Source organism: Campylobacter anatolicus, assembly GCF_018145655.1.
Taxonomy (GTDB): domain Bacteria; phylum Campylobacterota; class Campylobacteria; order Campylobacterales; family Campylobacteraceae; genus Campylobacter_A; species Campylobacter_A anatolicus.
Genome location: NZ_JAGSSY010000002.1, coordinates 14,495 through 32,145, shown reverse-complemented (window position 1 = coordinate 32,145; position 17,651 = coordinate 14,495). Strand labels below are relative to the sequence as shown.

Sequence of the window (17,651 nt, the reverse complement as noted above, 5' to 3'; positions counted from 1 at the left end):
TAGCTTAGCGTCTTTTCTTGCTTTGTGTCGCTAGTCGCTACAAAGCTTGATACTTCGAATTTAACGCATATAGTGTAAACTCATAAAGCTAGAGTCACCAAAGTGGCTCTAGTAAATTTAATACATAAAAATTTTTATTAAAGTTTAAAATTATCTTTACTTTTACCAAGTGATATATCAGGCATAATACCACGCTTTTTAAGCTCTTTTATGAGTGGTTTTGCAGCTTGGCGTGTGATCTGTATCTCTGCATTTAGCCCACCAGCTACTGAAAATAGCCAGTATTTATGAATTTCTACCCACTCAACGAGCTTATTTGTCTTTTGTAAGTTTGTATCACTTGGTGCGACTGAAATTTTAGCTAGTTCTAACTCTTGGAAAAATACTGAGATAGTAACGATATTTTCGATATATGTCTTATAGCGTGCTTTGCTTATGACATTTTTTATGTTGTCTATCTTTTTTGATATTTTTATCAATCTTGGAAATAGCTTTTCTGTTATCTTGCCATCATCACGCATCTTTATGATATCATCTATATCATTAACTATCTGCAAAAAGACTTTTTCTGTTTCGTTCTTGACCCTTTCTTGAATTTCAATTTTTTTGGCTATAAAGTTATAAGCTTTGATTAAATTTTTATTGGCGATTTGTGTTTTAACTTGATTTATATTTGGTAAATTTTTAACCTTTTTATCCTTGCAAAGCTCTTGCATTGTCTCTAAAAATGGCTTTTCTGTCGCTCCATTTATCCTTGCTCCGCCCTCAGTGCAGTTGTAGGTTATGACATCTTTGCTTTTTGAGTTTTCTATGTCAGCTTCAAACTGATTTTTAAATTTTTCCCATATATAAGTCGTCCTTACTTCGCCCTCTCCGCCATAAGCTGGGACATAAAGATACTCATCATCTTGTGCGAAAGCGTGTCCTTTAGCGTGGCTTGAGCCATCAGGAGCGAAAGCCAGATCTTGTCCTATAAGCACGATATTTTTATGTCCTAAAACGTATGCAAGTTGGTAGGCTTGATTTGCTGTAGAGTGTCCGATACCTAAATATCCGTAATTATTTAGCTTAAACACTGTCTCATTTTGCTGAGGTCTCATAGTCAATACCAAACGTCTTGGAAGTATATTTTTTATAGTTTGTTTATGTGTTAAAGACGCGACTATGAAGTATATATCTTTATCAAATTTGTTGTATCTTTTCTTAAAAAAGCTCGATGTGGCCTCTACACGCTCGATAGATGTAACATAATCAGGCACTATACCGTGCTTAGATAGTATCGGATAGGACGCATCTAAACTGATGACGGTCACATATGGAGCAAATTTTTTAAGAGTATCTAGCTGTTTGTCTAGACTTGGGCCGGTTGAGACAATGATAGCGGTATCCATAAGCTTATGGCGTTTTTTAATAAGATCTACATATGCGTAGTTTGTTATCATAGTCGGTAAATTTTCTATATGATTTTGCACTCCTATAAGATTATCATCTATGCTATTACCATGTCCTGCCACCATTTGCGATATAGCCTTGGTAAAATCTTTGTTTATTCGTGCGTAATCCTCATCAAATTGATCGTAAAATGGCGTGTGAATATGCAAATTATAAAGCTTTGCATAGATAGTAAATTCAGGCTTTGCCACTAGATAAAAAAATTGCGTATAGGTAGCAAATTTGGAGTAAAATAGTGTTAATCTCTCGCTCATAAGCTCTTGTGAAAGATCTAATAAATTTAAAACTATATATATTATATCGATATCTGGCTCTATAACGACTATCTTTTGGTGAGTTTGATTTGCCAACATAGCCTTGTAGAATATACCGTTACCTAATCCATAAAAATACATAATCGGATAGCGTTTATACTCTTTTTCTAAGCTTTCAAGCATATCTTGTACGTCTTTGGCTGGATGCTCGTAAATATATTTTAGAGTTTGTTTGTCTATGATATTTATATCGATTGGATCTTTACCTACGAAAACTTCATATTTATCTTGCGAATCAAGTGCAAAAAGCCTTGCGGCTAAAATTTCATCTTGTTGAAAGATAGCTTTTATATTTTTTTCAAATATTGGGTTTAAAGTCCCTTGAGGTATGACTTCCTTTTTTTGTTCTAAGCTTTTATCGTCTAAAGTTAGATCGTTTATCGATATTTTACTTTTTTTACTCACCTTAGCTCCTTTTTGTGATCTGAATTTTAAATATCATCTTTGCTTATCCTGTCGCCAAATTTTATATTTCGTTTGGCTATTTTGCCTAGTAGCTCTTTTTTAAATTTAGGATGTAGCCCATATCCTGGTCGCACACTACGGATATTTTCACTTGTGAAGGGTTCACCCATTTTTATATCGGCACTTGCATATAGCGAACGTGCGAAACGGCGATTGTGTAGAGCTTTTTCGCTTAGCTTAAAACTCGCTTCGCCTAGCAACGCTTCTGTGTCTTTAACAGCTTTAACCATTTGAGAAAACTCTGCTTCATCAAGCGAAAATGCCATATCTACGCTTTTAATGCTCTTATCAAGTATAAAGTGCTTCTCAACTATCCTAGCCCCAAGGCTTACCGCTACAACCGGAGCTACAATACCAAGCGTATGGTCTGAAAAGCCAATCGTTACGCCAAACTCACGTCTCATCGTCTCTATCGTGCGTAGATTCATCTCGCTAAATGGAGCTGGATAGCTTGAGGTGCATTTTAAAAGTGCAATTTTATCATTACCCACCGCTTTACACGCATTTATAGAATCAGCTATCTCATCTTTTGTAGCTATTCCTGTTGAGATTATCACCGGCTTACCCTTTTTTGCGATATGTTTGATAAAATCCACATCGTTTGCTTCAAAACTAGCCACTTTATACGCAGGTGGGTCAAACTGCTCTAAAAAGTCGGCGTCATCATCACAAAACGGACTAGAAAAACAGATAAGTCCTTCATCACGAGCAACTTTAAAAAGCTCACTGTGCCACTGCCTAGGCGTGAGAGCTTTGGCGTAAAGCTCATATAAATTTGCTCTATCCCAAAGTCCACCTTTTATCATAAAGTCATCTTTTCTCGAGTTTAGCGTCAGACTATCGGGCGTGTAGGTCTGGAGCTTGATCGCGTCTGCTCCTGCACGTGCTGCTGCTTTTATCGTATCAACTGCAGTTTTTAAACTTCCGCTATGATTTGCCGAGAGTTCAGCGATGATAAATACCTTTTTATCTGTGTCAAAATTTGCTATTTTCATAAATTTTCTCAAAAATTATATTTTTGTCATTTTAGCATAAATTACGATTATTAACTAAGAATCTAAATTAAAATTCTTATATCAAACTCTTGGGAAATTTTAGCAACTCTTTGCATTAATTTTGTGTTTTTGTGATCATTCCACTCTTTAATGCTCTGCTTTAAAAATGTAAGATTTTCATCTTTTTTAAACTCTAAAAAGCCAAAACTTTTATCAAATTTTAGTGCACTTTGATTATTATTTTTTACTAAAGCCGTAAGCTCATTAGTATTTTTAAAAGCAAAATTTAAAAATGAAAAAGTGCAAGAAGATATTAAAAATGAATTAGTTTGTGGCTTAAAGAACAGACCCCAACTATAAACTTTATCTTTGCAAACCAAATTTATACCACCACAAATTTTATCGTTTTCAAAGACAGCTAGGTAAGTGTTATTTGCCCCCCCCCATACCATCTTTAATCCATTTTATATGATTGTTAAAATCTATAACTTTATCATTTAAACTCATGTTTCTAATATATTCTAAATTTCTTATTTCTAGTATCTGCTTATTTTCATCATTATTTAAAAATTTATAGTTTTTCATTAGTATTTGCACAGCTTCTCTCCTTAATTCTAGTCTAGTTATCTCACTATCATATTCTGTAATCTCAAATTTAAATAGCTTATAAAGTGCGATCGCCTTTTGATTTTCGTTATAAGCGTAAGCTTTGATAATTTTTACATTTAAAATTTTAAATGCATATGCTAAAACAGTATGCATTAGTATTTTACCAACACTAAAAATATTTGGATTTGCATAGATCCCAAACTCACAAATATCATTTCTAATGCCGATAAAATCAACCACGCCGATATAAATGCCACCACTTTTAAGTAGAAAATACCTTTTGCTCGTATCGTTTTTTAAATTTTTTATAAAATTTAGATGATTTTTAAAGCTTATAAATTTAGTTTTCATATACTTTGCTACACGCTCATCGTTTCGCCACTGCCACACCATCATTGCTTCGCAATCATTAAGATGTGTAAAATTTATAAGTTCGCACATACCTCATCGCTCTCATACACTTCATAGTTGTTATCTTTTAGCCATTGATAGATCTCGTTTTGATTATCTGCAGTTTTTATCGCTTTAAATTTCGCTCCTAACACGATCGCTTCGTTTACCATTGAACTAGCTGAGATGATAAGCTCACGACTTTTATTCATAAGCTTTGCTATCTCGTTGGAGTTTATGAAGATATTTAAATTTTTATATCGTTTTTCAAGATCTAAAAGCTCATTTAAATGAGTGTTTGCCGATGTTGTGATAATGGCTATTTTATAGTTTTTATCTAATAAATTTTGTGCTATTTTAGCAGATAAATTTAGCACATCAGTTCCACCAAGTCCTATGAAAAAGTCATAAATTTTCTCTCGCTTTATATCACGCTCCACATAAAATTCATCTCTAACTAGCAGATACTCACGCCCTGCATAAATTTGCGTATCTGGCGGTGTTAGCGTAGCATAGCGTAGTGTATCGGCGTATAAATTTACATTTAGCACTGCATCACAAAAATGCCTTTTATAATTATCATCAAAGCTCATCAAAAATGCGTCAGTTCGCTCTTTGATCGCCTTTTCATCCTTTGCGTCTATACCGTAGTGATCTATGATGACAAGCTCAAAATTTTGCTCATTTATGATATCTATTAGCTCATTTATATCGCCATTTTGTAGAGTAAAAACCGGATATTTTATCTCATCTATCAAATTTCCATTTAAGGGTAAACAAGCAAAGCTAATATCTTTAAATTTGGTGGCTAAAACAAGGTCTCGTCTGATGTGTCCGTGTCCGATGAGTGCGGAGCTATCGGTGCGGATGAGTGTTTTTAAATTTAAAAGGCTTTCAAATTTCATAAAATACCTTGCTATTTTTGTAAGTATTTTATCAAATTTTATAACAAAGACAAAGTTTTACTATAAATTTATAGATCAATTTTGATACTTTTTATATCTTTGCTAGTGTGCCTTTTATACTTATAAGCTATCATCAAAGCTTTACACATTAGTTTTATCTTTATCAATGGCGATAGCAAGTTATTTTGTAAGATTGGCTCATTTTTGAAGTGGCTGGTTATTGTATTTAGTGCTAGATTGAGTTTATTTGATAAAGCTTTTTAGCAAATTCAAAATCATCAGGTGTATCTATGTCACAGACTAAATTTCGTGGAAGTAAAAACGCCACTGAATGCGGTGCAAATATTGATTTTTGTGTGAGCCAAGCAGACTTTTTACCAAAATAAAACTGCCCTGCATCATGATAAGCTGCTTCTAAATCCTGTGAACGAGTGTGCTCAAAATGTGGATAAAACATACTTACACGAGAGTTTTTATCAAGTTTTATCGCACGTTGGATAGGAAATGCAAACTCAGTGGCAGAGAATAAAAACTCAGCATTTGTTTCTTTAAATTTAACATATGCCCTACGTAAAATTTCATCTGTTAAAAGCGGTGCTGTGGCGTAAATACAGCAAATTTCATCAAATCTATCACCAAATTTTATTATCACATCACGCACAACATCACTACTTGTAGCGTAATCATCACTTAAATTTGTCTCTCTTATAAACGGCACTTTTGCACCATATTTAAGGGCGACACTCGCTATCTCATCATCATCAGTGCTAACGATAACATCGGTAAAAACTTGCGAATTTAAAGCCGCTTTTATACTATAAGCGATGAGTGGAAGTCCGCAAAAGTCTTTGATATTTTTGCGTGGTATGCGTTTGCTACCGCCTCTGGCTGGGATAATGCAAAGACACTTTGTGTTGTTATTGTAAGCTTGTTTGTATAAATTTTCACTCATCTTAAACTCTACAGCATTGTGGTTTGTCAAATTTAGCTAATATCTCAAACAAAGTATCAGCGACAAAATGGGCGTCTGTATCACTCATACTCTGATGACATGGTATGCTAAGCTCTGCGTTGTAAAACTCATCTGCATTTTTTAGAGCCATCTCGCCGTATTTTTGGTGATAGTAGTTAAATTTATACGTTGGCTTATAATGCACCTGAACACCTATGCCACGTGCATGTAACTCAGTAAAAATTTCCTCTTTATTGCACCAGAAATTACGAAAAAGCAGTATCGGGAAAAGGTGTCGTGAGCTTTTTGAACCATTTGGGATTTTTATAGTGCTAAAGTATGGATTTTTATCAAATTTTAGCTCATAAAATGTTGCTATTTCGTTACGTTTTGCTATCATATCATCAAATCTTTTAAGCTGAGAAAGCCCTAAAGCACAAGCTACATCGCTTAATCGGTAATTATATCCTAATAAACTCATATCGCTATCCCAAAGGCGAGTTTTGCTTATACCATGACTTCGGTAGAGCCGTGCTAAAGAAGCGATATTATCATCATCAGTTACCACCGCACCACCTTCAAGCGTGGTAAGTGGCTTAACAGGGTGAAAGCTAAATATGCTAATATCGGCTACTGTGCCGATCTTTTTGCCATTACTCTCACTGCCAAGTGCGTGTGAAGCGTCATCTATAAATTTAAGCCCATGTTTTTTAGCTATCTTTGCGATTACATCTGAAGCGACTGGGTTGCCACCAAAATCAACCGCTGTGATAACTTTTGTACGTGGATTTATGAGAGCTTCTATGGCATTTTCATCTATGTTTCCATCACGCTTTACATCGCAAAATTTAATCTCTGCTCCAGCCATCAAAGCTGCATTTGCAGTTGCGGCGAAAGTTATCGGTGTGGTTATCACTTCATCACCACTTTTTACACCAAGTGCAAGATATGCTACGTGCAGGGCTGAAGTGGCTGAATTCATAGCTATAACGTGCTTTGCTCCTACATACTCGCCAATAGCTTTTTCAAACTGTATAACTTTATCACCGCCTGTTAAAATATCGTCTTTTAGAGCGTTTACTACGGAGATTATATCATCATCTGTGATCTGCTGACGGCTATAAGGCATCATTTTATCATCTCCAAAAGCCCATTTGTATCAAGCCAAATTTTATTTGTATTTGAGATATATTCAAAGTTTTCAGCGACCTTTTTGCCATGTTCGCCAAGAGCGTTAGTGCTAAAATCTTGAATGGTTGAGAACTGAATAGATGGGCTAATGACGTAGTGATCACTAAACTCATACGTAAGGTGTGCGTCATCTCGCGATATCATCATCTCATGCATCTTCTCGCCCGGCCTTATGCCGATTATTTTCACGCCCAAATTCGGAGCTAATGCACGAGCTAGATCAAGCATTGTCATAGATGGAATCTTGGGGATAAAAATTTCACCACCTTTCATACGCTCAAAGTTTTTCAGCACGAAATTTACACCTTGCTCTAATGTGATCCAAAACCTTGTCATATCGCCATGTGTGATAGGTAGCTCTTTTACACCATCTGCAATGAGTCTTTTAAATAGTGGCACGACTGAGCCACGAGAGCCAACGACGTTACCATATCGGACTACTGCAAAACGTGTCTTTTTCGCTCCTGTGATATTGTTGGCGGCAACAAAAAGCTTATCGCTTGCTAGTTTTGTTGCTCCGTATAAATTTACAGGGTTGCACGCCTTATCAGTTGAAAGAGCGATAACCTTGCTGACACCGCACTCAAGGGCTGCATCTATGACGTTTTGAGCACCGTTTATATTTGTTTTTATACACTCCATTGGGTTGTACTCAGCTATTGGCACGTGTTTCATCGCGGCTGCATGTATAACGTAATCCACGCCGTTCATCGCCGTTTTAAGACGCTTTTCGTCACGCACATCACCTATAAAATACCTCATAGCTTTGTCGTTAAAAACTTGAGCCATTTCGTATTGTTTTAGCTCATCACGAGAGTAGATTATTACACGTTTTGGCTTGTGGTTTTTTAGAATTATCTCGGTGTATTTTTTACCGAAACTACCAGTGCCACCAGTGATAAGAATACTTTTATCATCAAACATCATTTATCCTTTTTATGGCTTGCTTTTAGTGGTTTATGTCTTTGCTTGATACTTTGTTAAATTTTTATCCATTTGCACTCATTAAACTCTTTTACTTCATAAAAATTCATCTTGTTTGAAGTAAAAATACCATACCACTTAAATTTAAAACAATAACCTATCAATTTTACAAATTCCATCTATTTTGATAAAGAGTTTTAGTTTTAGACGGTGCGACAAATAAACACATATAGTTTGCAAGAAAGAGACATTTAACGCAGTATAAAACTAAAACTCAAAGCCAAAATCTATTTTAAAATGCGTGGTAGAGTTATCCCCTCTTGTGCCTGATACTTCCCTTTCTTATCCGCATACGTTACTTCGCACGGCTCATCGCCTTGCAAAAACAGTACTTGAGCTATACCTTCATTTGCATAAATTTTTGCAGGTAGTGGTGTTGTGTTTGAAATTTCAATCGTTATATGCCCCTTAAATCCAGGCTCAAAAGGAGTCACGTTGACGATTATTCCACATCTTGCATAGGTGCTTTTGCCAAGACAAATAGCTAAAACATCATCAGGCATATTAAAATACTCAATAGTCCGAGCCAGTGCAAACGAGTTTGGTGGTACTATGCAGATATCACCCTCAAAATCCACTACATTTTTCTCATCAAAATTCTTTGGATCGACAACCGTTCCACCGATATTTGTAAAAATTTTAAACTCATTTCCGACACGTATGTCATAGCCGTAGCTACTCACGCCATAGCTTACTACTCCGTGACCAACTTGCTCTTCGCAAAACGGCACGATCATCGCCTTTTCCAGACTCATTTGGCGTATCCATTTATCGCTTTTTAGTCCCATTTTTATCCTTTATTTTAGCTTGATTATAACAAATTTATTCAAAAAGCCGTATAAATTTTTATTTAAATAGTATTGTTAAATTAATTTTGATAATATCAATAAAAATTTAAAGGATAAAACATGCTTAAAAATGCTTTGGTAGTAGGTGCAAGTGGAGTCGTTGGACGCGAGATCGTCAGACAGCTTTGTAGTGACAAGCGATACGCAAAAATTTATATTTTCGTGCGTCGAGAGTTTGGCTTTAGACACGAGAAATTAGTTGAAAAGATTATAAATTTTGATGAAATTTTGAGTGAGCCAAGATTTGAGATAAATGAGATCTTTTGTGCTTTAGGAACGACTATAAAACAGGCAAAAACACGTGAAAATTTTAAAAAAGTTGATTTTGATTACGTTGTAAGTCTCGCAAAATGGGGTAAAAATGTAGGCGTGACTAAATTTGTGCTATTTTCATCATTTGGTGCAGATGTAAGCTCGAAGAGCTTTTACCTACGTATAAAAGGCGAGACTGAAAGAGCTATAAGTGAGATCGGCTTTAAGAGCGTTCATATCGTGCGTTCGCCACTCATAGATGGTAAAAGAGATGACGCTAGGCTTGGCGAAAGACTGCTTATAAATATATTTAAATTTATGCCTACAAATTTACTCACAGGCTATCAGCCTCTTAGTGGTGAAAGTATCGCAAAAGCTGCGATAAAAATGGCTCAAAGTAGCGATAGGGACATTGAAATTTATAGACCAAGAGATATTTTATGATGATTTGCTATATTTGAAACGACAAATTGTTAAATACAAAAGCTTAAAATTATAAATTTTCTCAAAATCTCCACACACATAAAACTAAATCTAAATTTCAAACTCAAAGCTGTCATACTTTTATATATTATCTTTTACACTCTATCATTGTATAAAGCTCCCCAGATAATCGTTTAGTTTGCATATATAAATTGCTTAAAATATACTAAATTTAAAGCGATTTTAGCTCACTTTTAGGGCTAATTTTTAAATTTTTATACTCTATAAACTCATTTTTTATAAACTTCTCTCGCCCCACTCGTGCTATCATAGCCGCATTATCCGAGCAAAACTCAAGCGGTGCAAAGAGTAGTTCACAATCAAATTTGTCGCATAAATTTTGCAAACGAGAGCGTAAATTTAAGTTTGCACTAGCTCCGCCTACGATACCAAACCTACTCCATCTATGCTGAGCAAAAACCTTTTCAAGCTTATTGATAATATGCAAACAAGCTGTCTCTTCAAAAGCGTAGCAAATATCTGCTATATCGGCATTTGTAAGCCTGCCACCGCTACCTTCCCTCACACTCTCAATGCTTAGTCGTACTTGATTTTTAAGCCCTGAAAAGCTATACTCTAGCCGTTTATCATAAAGCAGTGGCACACTAAATTTAAACCGCCCCTTATTTTCGCACTTTAGGGCGTTTTCTTGCACGATCACGCCACCTGGATAACCAAGCCCCATCATCTTAGCGACCTTATCAAAGCTCTCGCCAAAGCTATCGTCACCTGTTGCAATAAGCGTTGAAATCTCACCATTTTTATCTATATCAAGCACCATCGTATGTCCGCCACTAACGAGCAATACACCAAGCGGTAGTTGAATTTGCTTATCCAAAAATAGCGAGTAGATATGTCCTACAAGGTGATTTACGCCTATGAGTGGAACATTTAAAGCGATACTTAAGGCTTTTGCCATACTCACGCCACCGATTAGACTCACGCTAAGTCCTGGCTCGTTTGTAACGGCAATCGCACGAATGCTGTTAAATTTATCCTTGATACCCTCAAGCAAAGCCGGAAGTGCCTGAGTATGAAGACGGGCGGCTAGTTCTGGTACTACACCACCAAATTCACTATGTTGCTGTTCTTGCGAAATTTTTTTATGGTATATTAAATTTAAATCGTCAATACCCAAAAGTGCGATAGAACTGTCATCGCAGCTACTCTCAATGCCAAGTATCATCTAAACTCCACTAAAATCATACCCATAAATTTATTATCCACTGTGCTGTAAAACTCCACACGATACGTTTTATTATCCTTGTCAATCGCATATGACGACATTAGCTGTTTACGTGTGATACACTGATCTGCTTCATCATTTAAATTTGCATTAAAGCCGATGATATTTGTGCGTATATTTTTAGCTTTTTGAACGATAAAACTATCATTTACCACGACTTTTTCACCACTCCTTACGCTCATATTTTTGTTATCTACTATTAAATTTATACTTTTAAGCGGTTCGCCAAACTCAAAATACTGCGGTTTTAGTGTAGTTACAAAGCGGTTACCGTATTGTACTTTAAAGTTTACCCCATCTTTTATAACGGCGATTAGAGGATTAGAAGAGCTATATTGTAGTTTACTCTTGTGAAATGGCACGTAATTTAGGGCGGCTTTTAAATTGTGGATATTTAGCACAAAAGCATCATCAAAAATGCTTAAACGGATCTCTTTTTCTATCGCACGTTTGACATCTCTAACATTTAGTTCAAACGGACGCTCAAACTCAATCCCTGCAACACGCATATACTCCTCAATAGCCAAAAGGTGATAATATGTGCGTTGCTCGGCGTTTAGGCTCTTGCTGGCCTCATTTGCAAAGGCTGATTTACCTTGTGTGATGACATAATAAGTCAGACTTTTTAACATCTGCTCATCACCATCGGCTGTGTGTGTATTTTTTACGCTATAAACGTGCTTTAATTCTAATAAATTTTTATTTATATGTCCTGCTACACGCTCCGCCACACCTTGTAAGTCAGCGTATTTTGCACCTTTTAACCCACTTTGATCTATTATGCAGGTATTACCCCATTTGTTTGGATTCTCATCTTTATTTATAAATTTTTCGCGGTAATAGCCACTGCCATCATGCAAATTTAGCACCAAAGATACGTTTTTATCATTTATAATATCTTTAATACGCATAACGGCATTAAAGTCTGGATCGTCTGCGTCAATGTGAGCAAATTTACGATTCATATCACCTTTTGTACCACGAGAACGCTTGATGATACTTGGGAAATTTAGATTAGGCACAATCCAAAGACTGCCCTTTGTGATGTTATAATCAGTCGCAACAATGGACGCAGCTAAAAATCCCCCAGGCTCATCACCTTGTATACCACCTATAAGCAGCATTGTATTATCGTCCGTTTCGCCCTTTTTTATAAGTGCATAGTCTAAATTTGAAGCAATTAAACTAAGACAAAATCCAAATAAAATAACTATAAATTTGTAGATTTTAATACCCTTCATAGTGTTTTGACTTTGGTAAAAATAAATTTAAAACGATACCCACTACCGCACCAAGCCCAATACCTGTAAAGCTCACAACGCCAAAGTCAAGCACCATACCGCCGATAGCAAATACAAATATGAGTGCGACTATCGTCATGTTGCGTGGGTCACCTAGATCAACGTTATGTTTTATGAGTGTTTGCAATCCTACACTTGCGATTATGCCAAATAAAAGTAGCATTATGCCACCGATGACTGGATCTGGAATAGTTGCCAAAAACGCACCAAGTTTACCAACAAATGCAAGTAAGATAGCCGTGATAGCGGTCCAAGTCATGATGCCTGGATTATAAGCCTTTGTAATACTAACTGCACCGGTTACCTCTGAGTAAGTCGTATTTGGCGGGCCACCAAAAAATGCCGCAAGACTCGTAGCTAAGCCGTCACCAAGAAGTGTATTTTTAAGCCCTGGATTTTTTAAAAAATCCTCCTTGCTAACATGCGATATCGTAAGCATATCGCCGATATGCTCTATCGCTGGAGCTATGGCAATAGGTATCATATAAAGTATCGGATCTATCTCAAAGCTAGGAAATATAAAATTTGGTACAGCAAACCACTTAGCCTTTGCGATAGGTGCAAAATTTACCATACCCATAAGATATGCCACTATGTAACCTGCTATGATTCCGCAAAGTATCGGCACGAGCCGTAGCATGCCACGCCCTTTTATCATCACGACTATAGTTGTAATAAGTGCGATGGCAGCGACTATGAGAGCTTCTGTCTGAGTATAAGCGACCTGGTTTTTACCCATCGCCATATTTACAGCCGCTGGGGATAGGATAAGTCCTATCGTCATTATCACAGGCCCAACGACAACTGGTGGTAAAACCTTATGCAAAAAGCTCTCGCCTCGAAAACGCACGATAAAGCTAAGCACAACATAAAAAAGTCCTGCAAATACGATACCCCCAAGTGTAGCTGTTACACCCCACTCGTTAACACCAAAGCTAATAGGTGCGATAAATGCAAACGAACTAGCTAAAAATATCGGTGGCACGTTTTTACGTGTGATAATCTGAAACAACAATGTACCAAGTCCTGCCGTAAAGAGTGCGACATTTGCATCAAGTCCTGTGAGTATCGGTACAAGCACCAATGCCCCAAAAGCGACAAACAAAAACTGAACGCCGATAAGGCTATCTTTTAGTCTAAATTTATAACCCTCATATTTTTGCATTTTATACCTTATAAATTTAATATTTTCTTCGCATAAGCTCTAGCCTCGCTATCAGTGACAAAAAGCTCATTTTTATCGTATATCTTTATATCTTTAAATTTATCTACCGTAGCCAAAACCACACGCGATATGTCTAAAAATCCACACTCGCCCCTTAAAAATGCAAATACACCCACCTCGTTTGCCGCGTTTACCACTACGCCAAGATCAGGTGTATCTAATACCTGATCTTTTAGCGAAAAGATAGGATATTTTTTTAAATTTATAGGATGAAATTTTATCTGTTTTAAGTTAAATAAATCGGCACACGGCACGATATTTTCATTTAAATTTTGATCTAAAATGGCGTGAGCGATGGCTAGTTTCATATCGGTCTTTGATATATGTGCCGTAGTTGAGCCGTCGATAAACTCAACTAAAGCATGTACCATAGATGTCGGCTCTACAACCGCATCAATGCAAGAGGTGTCATAAAGCCAAAAAGCCTCCATAATCTCAAAAAGCTTATTTGCCATACTTGCACTATCAATGGTTATTTTCGCCCCCATACTCCAGTTTGGGTGTTTTAAAGCATCGTTTGGAGTTACGTTTTTTAGAGCTTTGAGCGGAGTTTTGTAAAATGCTCCACCACTTGCTGTGATGATGAGCCTTGAGATAGCCTTATGGTTTTGTAGTAAAAACTTAAGTCCAAAATGTTCGCTATCAATTGGGCTAATCTCGTGTGAGTTTATAAATTTACCGCCCACAACAAGACTCTCTTTATTTGCCAAAGCTAGTTTTTTACCCAGCTCTTGCACTTTTAGGCTTGGTGCTAATCCAACAAAGCCAACGAGCGAATTTACCACTTTATCGCTCTTGCATTCGCCAAGCATATCCAAAATGCCCTGCTCTCCTACAAAAACACTCTTATGCTTTACTTTTTTTACGTCCTTTGGCTCTTTGATACATACAAATTTGGGATTAAATTTAATTATTTGTTCGTTTAAAAGCTCCACGTTTGAGCCACAGCTTAATGCTTCAACTGTGATGCTATAGCGTCTGCAAAGCTCAAGTGCATTTGTGCCAATAGAGCCTGTTGAGCCTAGTATTACCACGACAACGCCCACAATAAAGCAACTACGCCAAATAAATATCCATCTATCCTATCTAGCATACCACCGTGCCCTGGGAATAACGCACCACTATCTTTAACACCGCAAAGACGCTTTAAATAGCTCTCAAACAGATCACCCCAAATAGCAAACAAGCAAACCAAGAAGCTCGCACAAACGATCTGCAAAAATCCATCCATAACAAAACTCGCACATACCACGCCTACGATCGTACCTGCACTTACACCGCCTATGACGCCTTCGATCGTTTTACTCGGTGAGCTTGGACTAAATGGACGTTTACCGATCGCCTTACCTACAAAATATGCCACACTATCACTTGCAGCAACACTTAAAATAAGCCACACAAGATAGCCTAGCCCATATTCAGAGTAAAGCATCCAAATCATAAATATCGGCGTAGTCGGATATATAAAAGGTAAAACACATTTTAAATTTTCGCTTTTTATATGTGCTAAAATAGAGCTAACAAGCATTATAGTGAGCATCGCGATGAATATCGGATTAGTAAAAAATGTCAGCACATAAAAGGCAAGTGCAATAAACACGAGCTGCTTATGTTCTATGCCGTAAAGCTTTAAGGCTTCGTTAAAGGCAAAATACAGCACCACGCCAAGTATTATGAAATTTAAAAGATAGCTATTGATAAAAAATACTATCAAAATAGCCAACAGCATAAATGCCCCAGTTAATATTCTTGAACTCATATGTTTTCCTTGAGATTTCATTATTTTGTCGCGATTTTAGCTAAAATTTGCTTATATTTTTATATCTAAATGGTGCGTTTGTATTATGCTATCTAAATTTGGCTCTTTTTCATCACTATCTTCGTTTGTATTATTTTCTAAATTTTGGGCTAAACTCTCTTGCTGCTCTTGCTTTTTCTTCTCGTGTTCGTGCTGCGGATCGATCTTATAAGTCTCTTCAGTTGGTCTTAGTTGAGTTATCTGTTTATCTTTTTCCTGTGCTATTTGTTCTGTCATCGCACTTTGTAGATCAAATCTCGCTTGGTGGTTAGACTGCATAGCAGAAGCAACTGGGGCATTTTGGTTGATAAACGTGCTATTTCCTAATGGTGAAACTGACATCATAAACTCCTTTACTTTGTAAGTATTATCGTCTTATAATTGATATAATTAACATGTCCACCGCTAATAATCCTGACATTTTCACGTTTTGTGTAGTCTATGGCATATCGCCCAGCACCACTGACACTAAAATTTAGACAAATTTTAGCTGCGTAGTTTAACACCTCATCGCTTAGCTTTGCTTTGTTTGTCTTTATGATGACGTGGGCTGATGGTATGTCTTTGATGTGTAGCCAGATATCATTTTTATTTGCATTTTTAAGGAGTGTCTCGTTACCTTTTTCGTTTTTGCCGACTGCAATTTTATAATCAGCGATAAAAAAGTTCTGCACGTTCTCATCGGCATTTTTTTGCTTAATAAACTGCGTTTGTTTTGGCATTAAAATTTCAAGCTCACTAACACTTATTGCGTTTTTTACTAAATTTAAAAGCCCCTCATTAAACTTTATCTTTTTGTTTAGATTTTCTCGCTCGTTTATCACACCAGCTGCCTTTTGCCTGAGTCGTTTTGAGTGAGTAAAAAAGCTATTTGCAGCCATTTTTGGGCTTTCATTTAAACTAAATTTTATCTTTTTACCATTAAAATCCTTCAACTCAAATTCACGCTCATACTCTTTAATATTGCTTAAATTTGCAAGCAATACCTCAGCTTTTAAGCTTAATAGATCAGCTTGCTCTCGCAATTTATTTTCATTTTCTAAAGCATCTAAATTTACTTGTAAAGCCCCTATTTTCCGCTCTATTTGAGCTATTTTGATCGATTTTAGGCTTATAAGTTTTTCTGTATTTATCCTCTCAAACTCATCTTTAAAAAACGCTTTAAAATCGCTTATAGGCTGGTCTATTTTTTCCTTTATCACAATCGGAGCAAGCTGAATCAAATTTTTACCAGGTTTTATGACACGAAAACTATTATCTATATGTCTTAAAGCCTCGATGATAATACCATTTTTATCAGTTATGATAGCATTTGTAAAACGCCCTGTAAATTCCAAATAAAGTAGGCTGATCTCGGATTTATATGAGCCACTTAGTTCACATTCAAAACACATTATCCTATTATTTTCAAGTGTTTTTATACTTAGAATTTTTGACGCATTAAATCGCTTTTTTAAAGCGATATCAAACGGAGCTTTATACTCTTTTATCTGCATAAATTCAGGGTTTGTATAGATTGCTGATGAGCTTTTACTAAGATCAAAAAACAAACAACTCTCACTATCAAAATTTATACAAAGCACCATATCGCCACTGCGTTTTATGCTTGTTATCTTTTTAAATTTAGATAAAAATGTCTCGATCTGTCTTAAATGTGCGTATTTCATATGCATATTATATGAAAATTTTATCAAATTTCAAAGCTTAAAATTTAAAATTATGAGTAAATTTTAATTACACTTTTTATAAAATGAGAATATCAAACCTAAAACGATAAACGTCAGCCATAGTATAAGCAATGATAGAGCAACTAGCTTAGATTAATTTTAGAGACAACTGTCACAATACAATAACAACTCTAAGATGAAATTCTAGATGATGAAAGCAATGCTTAGTGCGAGAAAGACGGTTTTAAGCGTCATCAAAACACAGATCAAGGCTCTTTATCAACTACGACTCATCTTGACTTAAAAAGGACTTAAAGCAGGTAGCATAGCTAGATACTTTGGTCTTAGCATACTTACAACACCACAAATGTAGCATAAGCTACCAAACGCCGTTACTTATGATACACAAGACAAATTTTGCTATAAATATCAAAAAGCTAACCGATAATCTCCGGCAATCACTTCAGAAACAAATGCTAAAAACGTTATATCTTTTATCAACGCATAATACTTCTTAGAATTTATCAAATTTTAAATTTTTAGCCTTACTTTTGGGCTAAAATTTAGCTTTTTT

The 17,651-nt window shown here is 36.0% G+C and carries 17 protein-coding genes; 1 reads left to right on the top strand and 16 read right to left on the bottom strand.

The window, feature by feature from the left end:
* Positions 1-137: 137 nt before the first annotated feature.
* From KDE13_RS09515 to dcd, 9 genes are all read right to left on the bottom strand, one after another.
* Positions 138-2,171, bottom strand: a complete 2,034-nt coding sequence (locus KDE13_RS09515) for a motility associated factor glycosyltransferase family protein (protein ID WP_212142845.1) — start codon at positions 2,169-2,171, stop codon at positions 138-140.
* Between the two features lie 26 nt (positions 2,172-2,197).
* Positions 2,198-3,226 carry a pseudaminic acid synthase gene (gene pseI / locus KDE13_RS03290; protein ID WP_212142844.1) on the bottom strand — a complete coding sequence of 343 codons (1,029 nt, stop codon included), beginning with the start codon at positions 3,224-3,226 and terminating at the stop codon, positions 2,198-2,200.
* Positions 3,227-3,288: 62 nt separating this feature from the next.
* Positions 3,289-3,678: a hypothetical protein gene (locus KDE13_RS03285; protein ID WP_212140571.1), complete on the bottom strand. Its 390-nt coding sequence runs from the start codon at positions 3,676-3,678 to the stop codon at positions 3,289-3,291.
* Complete coding sequence (pseH, locus tag KDE13_RS03280) at positions 3,656-4,276, bottom strand: UDP-4-amino-4,6-dideoxy-N-acetyl-beta-L-altrosamine N-acetyltransferase (RefSeq protein WP_212140570.1); 621 nt, start codon at positions 4,274-4,276, stop codon at positions 3,656-3,658. The genes KDE13_RS03285 and pseH overlap by 23 nt, the downstream gene beginning before the upstream one ends.
* Positions 4,261-5,130, bottom strand: coding sequence for a UDP-2,4-diacetamido-2,4,6-trideoxy-beta-L-altropyranose hydrolase (gene pseG, locus KDE13_RS03275; protein ID WP_212142843.1), 870 nt, complete (start codon positions 5,128-5,130; stop codon positions 4,261-4,263). Before pseG ends, pseH begins: the two co-directional genes overlap by 16 nt.
* Positions 5,131-5,362: 232 nt before the next feature.
* Positions 5,363-6,082 carry a pseudaminic acid cytidylyltransferase gene (gene pseF, locus KDE13_RS03270; RefSeq protein ID WP_212142842.1) on the bottom strand — a complete coding sequence of 240 codons (720 nt, stop codon included), beginning with the start codon at positions 6,080-6,082 and terminating at the stop codon, positions 5,363-5,365.
* A gap of 1 nt (position 6,083) precedes the next feature.
* Positions 6,084-7,214, bottom strand: coding sequence for a UDP-4-amino-4,6-dideoxy-N-acetyl-beta-L-altrosamine transaminase (gene pseC, locus KDE13_RS03265; RefSeq protein WP_212140567.1), 1,131 nt, complete (start codon positions 7,212-7,214; stop codon positions 6,084-6,086).
* A complete protein-coding gene (gene pseB / locus KDE13_RS03260; protein WP_212140566.1) occupies positions 7,211-8,197 on the bottom strand; it encodes a UDP-N-acetylglucosamine 4,6-dehydratase (inverting) in 987 nt (328 codons plus the stop codon). Before pseB ends, pseC begins: the two co-directional genes overlap by 4 nt.
* 287 nt (positions 8,198-8,484) lie before the next feature.
* Complete coding sequence (gene dcd, locus KDE13_RS03255) at positions 8,485-9,045, bottom strand: dCTP deaminase (RefSeq protein ID WP_212140565.1); 561 nt, start codon at positions 9,043-9,045, stop codon at positions 8,485-8,487.
* A gap of 120 nt (positions 9,046-9,165) precedes the next feature.
* Between dcd and KDE13_RS03250 the strand changes: the two genes are divergently transcribed.
* Positions 9,166-9,801: an NAD-dependent epimerase/dehydratase family protein gene (locus KDE13_RS03250; RefSeq protein WP_212141496.1), complete on the top strand. Its 636-nt coding sequence runs from the start codon at positions 9,166-9,168 to the stop codon at positions 9,799-9,801.
* Between the two features lie 211 nt (positions 9,802-10,012).
* On the opposite strand, the gene tsaD is transcribed toward KDE13_RS03250, so the two are convergent.
* From tsaD to KDE13_RS03215, 7 genes are read right to left on the bottom strand one after another with little or no spacing between them, the layout of a single operon-like run.
* Positions 10,013-11,026, bottom strand: coding sequence for a tRNA (adenosine(37)-N6)-threonylcarbamoyltransferase complex transferase subunit TsaD (gene tsaD, locus KDE13_RS03245; RefSeq protein ID WP_212142841.1), 1,014 nt, complete (start codon positions 11,024-11,026; stop codon positions 10,013-10,015).
* Entirely contained in the window at positions 11,023-12,327 is a 1,305-nt protein-coding gene (locus KDE13_RS03240) for a M14 family metallopeptidase (RefSeq protein ID WP_212142840.1), read from the bottom strand. Before KDE13_RS03240 ends, tsaD begins: the two co-directional genes overlap by 4 nt.
* Entirely contained in the window at positions 12,314-13,552 is a 1,239-nt protein-coding gene (locus KDE13_RS03235) for a uracil-xanthine permease family protein (RefSeq protein ID WP_212140561.1), read from the bottom strand. The genes KDE13_RS03240 and KDE13_RS03235 overlap by 14 nt, the downstream gene beginning before the upstream one ends.
* Positions 13,553-13,560: 8 nt before the next feature.
* The gene (gene dxr, locus KDE13_RS03230) at positions 13,561-14,646 is read right to left on the bottom strand and encodes a 1-deoxy-D-xylulose-5-phosphate reductoisomerase (protein WP_212142839.1); all 1,086 of its coding nucleotides are present in this window, start codon (positions 14,644-14,646) and stop codon (positions 13,561-13,563) included.
* A complete protein-coding gene (locus KDE13_RS03225; RefSeq protein WP_212141500.1) occupies positions 14,640-15,371 on the bottom strand; it encodes a phosphatidate cytidylyltransferase in 732 nt (243 codons plus the stop codon). The genes dxr and KDE13_RS03225 overlap by 7 nt, the downstream gene beginning before the upstream one ends.
* A gap of 51 nt (positions 15,372-15,422) precedes the next feature.
* A complete protein-coding gene (locus tag KDE13_RS03220) occupies positions 15,423-15,752 on the bottom strand; it encodes a hypothetical protein (protein ID WP_212141501.1) in 330 nt (109 codons plus the stop codon).
* A gap of 11 nt (positions 15,753-15,763) precedes the next feature.
* On the bottom strand, positions 15,764-17,104 hold the full coding sequence (locus KDE13_RS03215) for an NFACT RNA binding domain-containing protein (RefSeq protein ID WP_229204356.1): 1,341 nt from the start codon (positions 17,102-17,104) through the stop codon (positions 15,764-15,766).
* Positions 17,105-17,651 lie beyond the last annotated feature (547 nt).

Coding starts and splice junctions, on each gene's coding strand:
- dcd (WP_212140565.1), bottom strand. CDS start 9,045: ATGGGACTAAAAAGCGATAAATGGATACGCCAAATGAGTCTGGAAAAG.
- pseF (WP_212142842.1), bottom strand. CDS start 6,082: ATGAGTGAAAATTTATACAAACAAGCTTACAATAACAACACAAAGTGT.
- tsaD (WP_212142841.1), bottom strand. CDS start 11,026: ATGATACTTGGCATTGAGAGTAGCTGCGATGACAGTTCTATCGCACTT.
- KDE13_RS03235 (WP_212140561.1), bottom strand. CDS start 13,552: ATGCAAAAATATGAGGGTTATAAATTTAGACTAAAAGATAGCCTTATC.
- pseC (WP_212140567.1), bottom strand. CDS start 7,214: ATGATGCCTTATAGCCGTCAGCAGATCACAGATGATGATATAATCTCC.
- pseB (WP_212140566.1), bottom strand. CDS start 8,197: ATGTTTGATGATAAAAGTATTCTTATCACTGGTGGCACTGGTAGTTTC.
- KDE13_RS03250 (WP_212141496.1), top strand. CDS start 9,166: ATGCTTAAAAATGCTTTGGTAGTAGGTGCAAGTGGAGTCGTTGGACGC.
- pseG (WP_212142843.1), bottom strand. CDS start 5,130: ATGAAATTTGAAAGCCTTTTAAATTTAAAAACACTCATCCGCACCGAT.
- KDE13_RS03225 (WP_212141500.1), bottom strand. CDS start 15,371: ATGAGTTCAAGAATATTAACTGGGGCATTTATGCTGTTGGCTATTTTG.
- KDE13_RS03285 (WP_212140571.1), bottom strand. CDS start 3,678: ATGGTATGGGGGGGGGCAAATAACACTTACCTAGCTGTCTTTGAAAAC.
- pseH (WP_212140570.1), bottom strand. CDS start 4,276: ATGTGCGAACTTATAAATTTTACACATCTTAATGATTGCGAAGCAATG.
- KDE13_RS03220 (WP_212141501.1), bottom strand. CDS start 15,752: ATGTCAGTTTCACCATTAGGAAATAGCACGTTTATCAACCAAAATGCC.
- pseI (WP_212142844.1), bottom strand. CDS start 3,226: ATGAAAATAGCAAATTTTGACACAGATAAAAAGGTATTTATCATCGCT.
- KDE13_RS03240 (WP_212142840.1), bottom strand. CDS start 12,327: ATGAAGGGTATTAAAATCTACAAATTTATAGTTATTTTATTTGGATTT.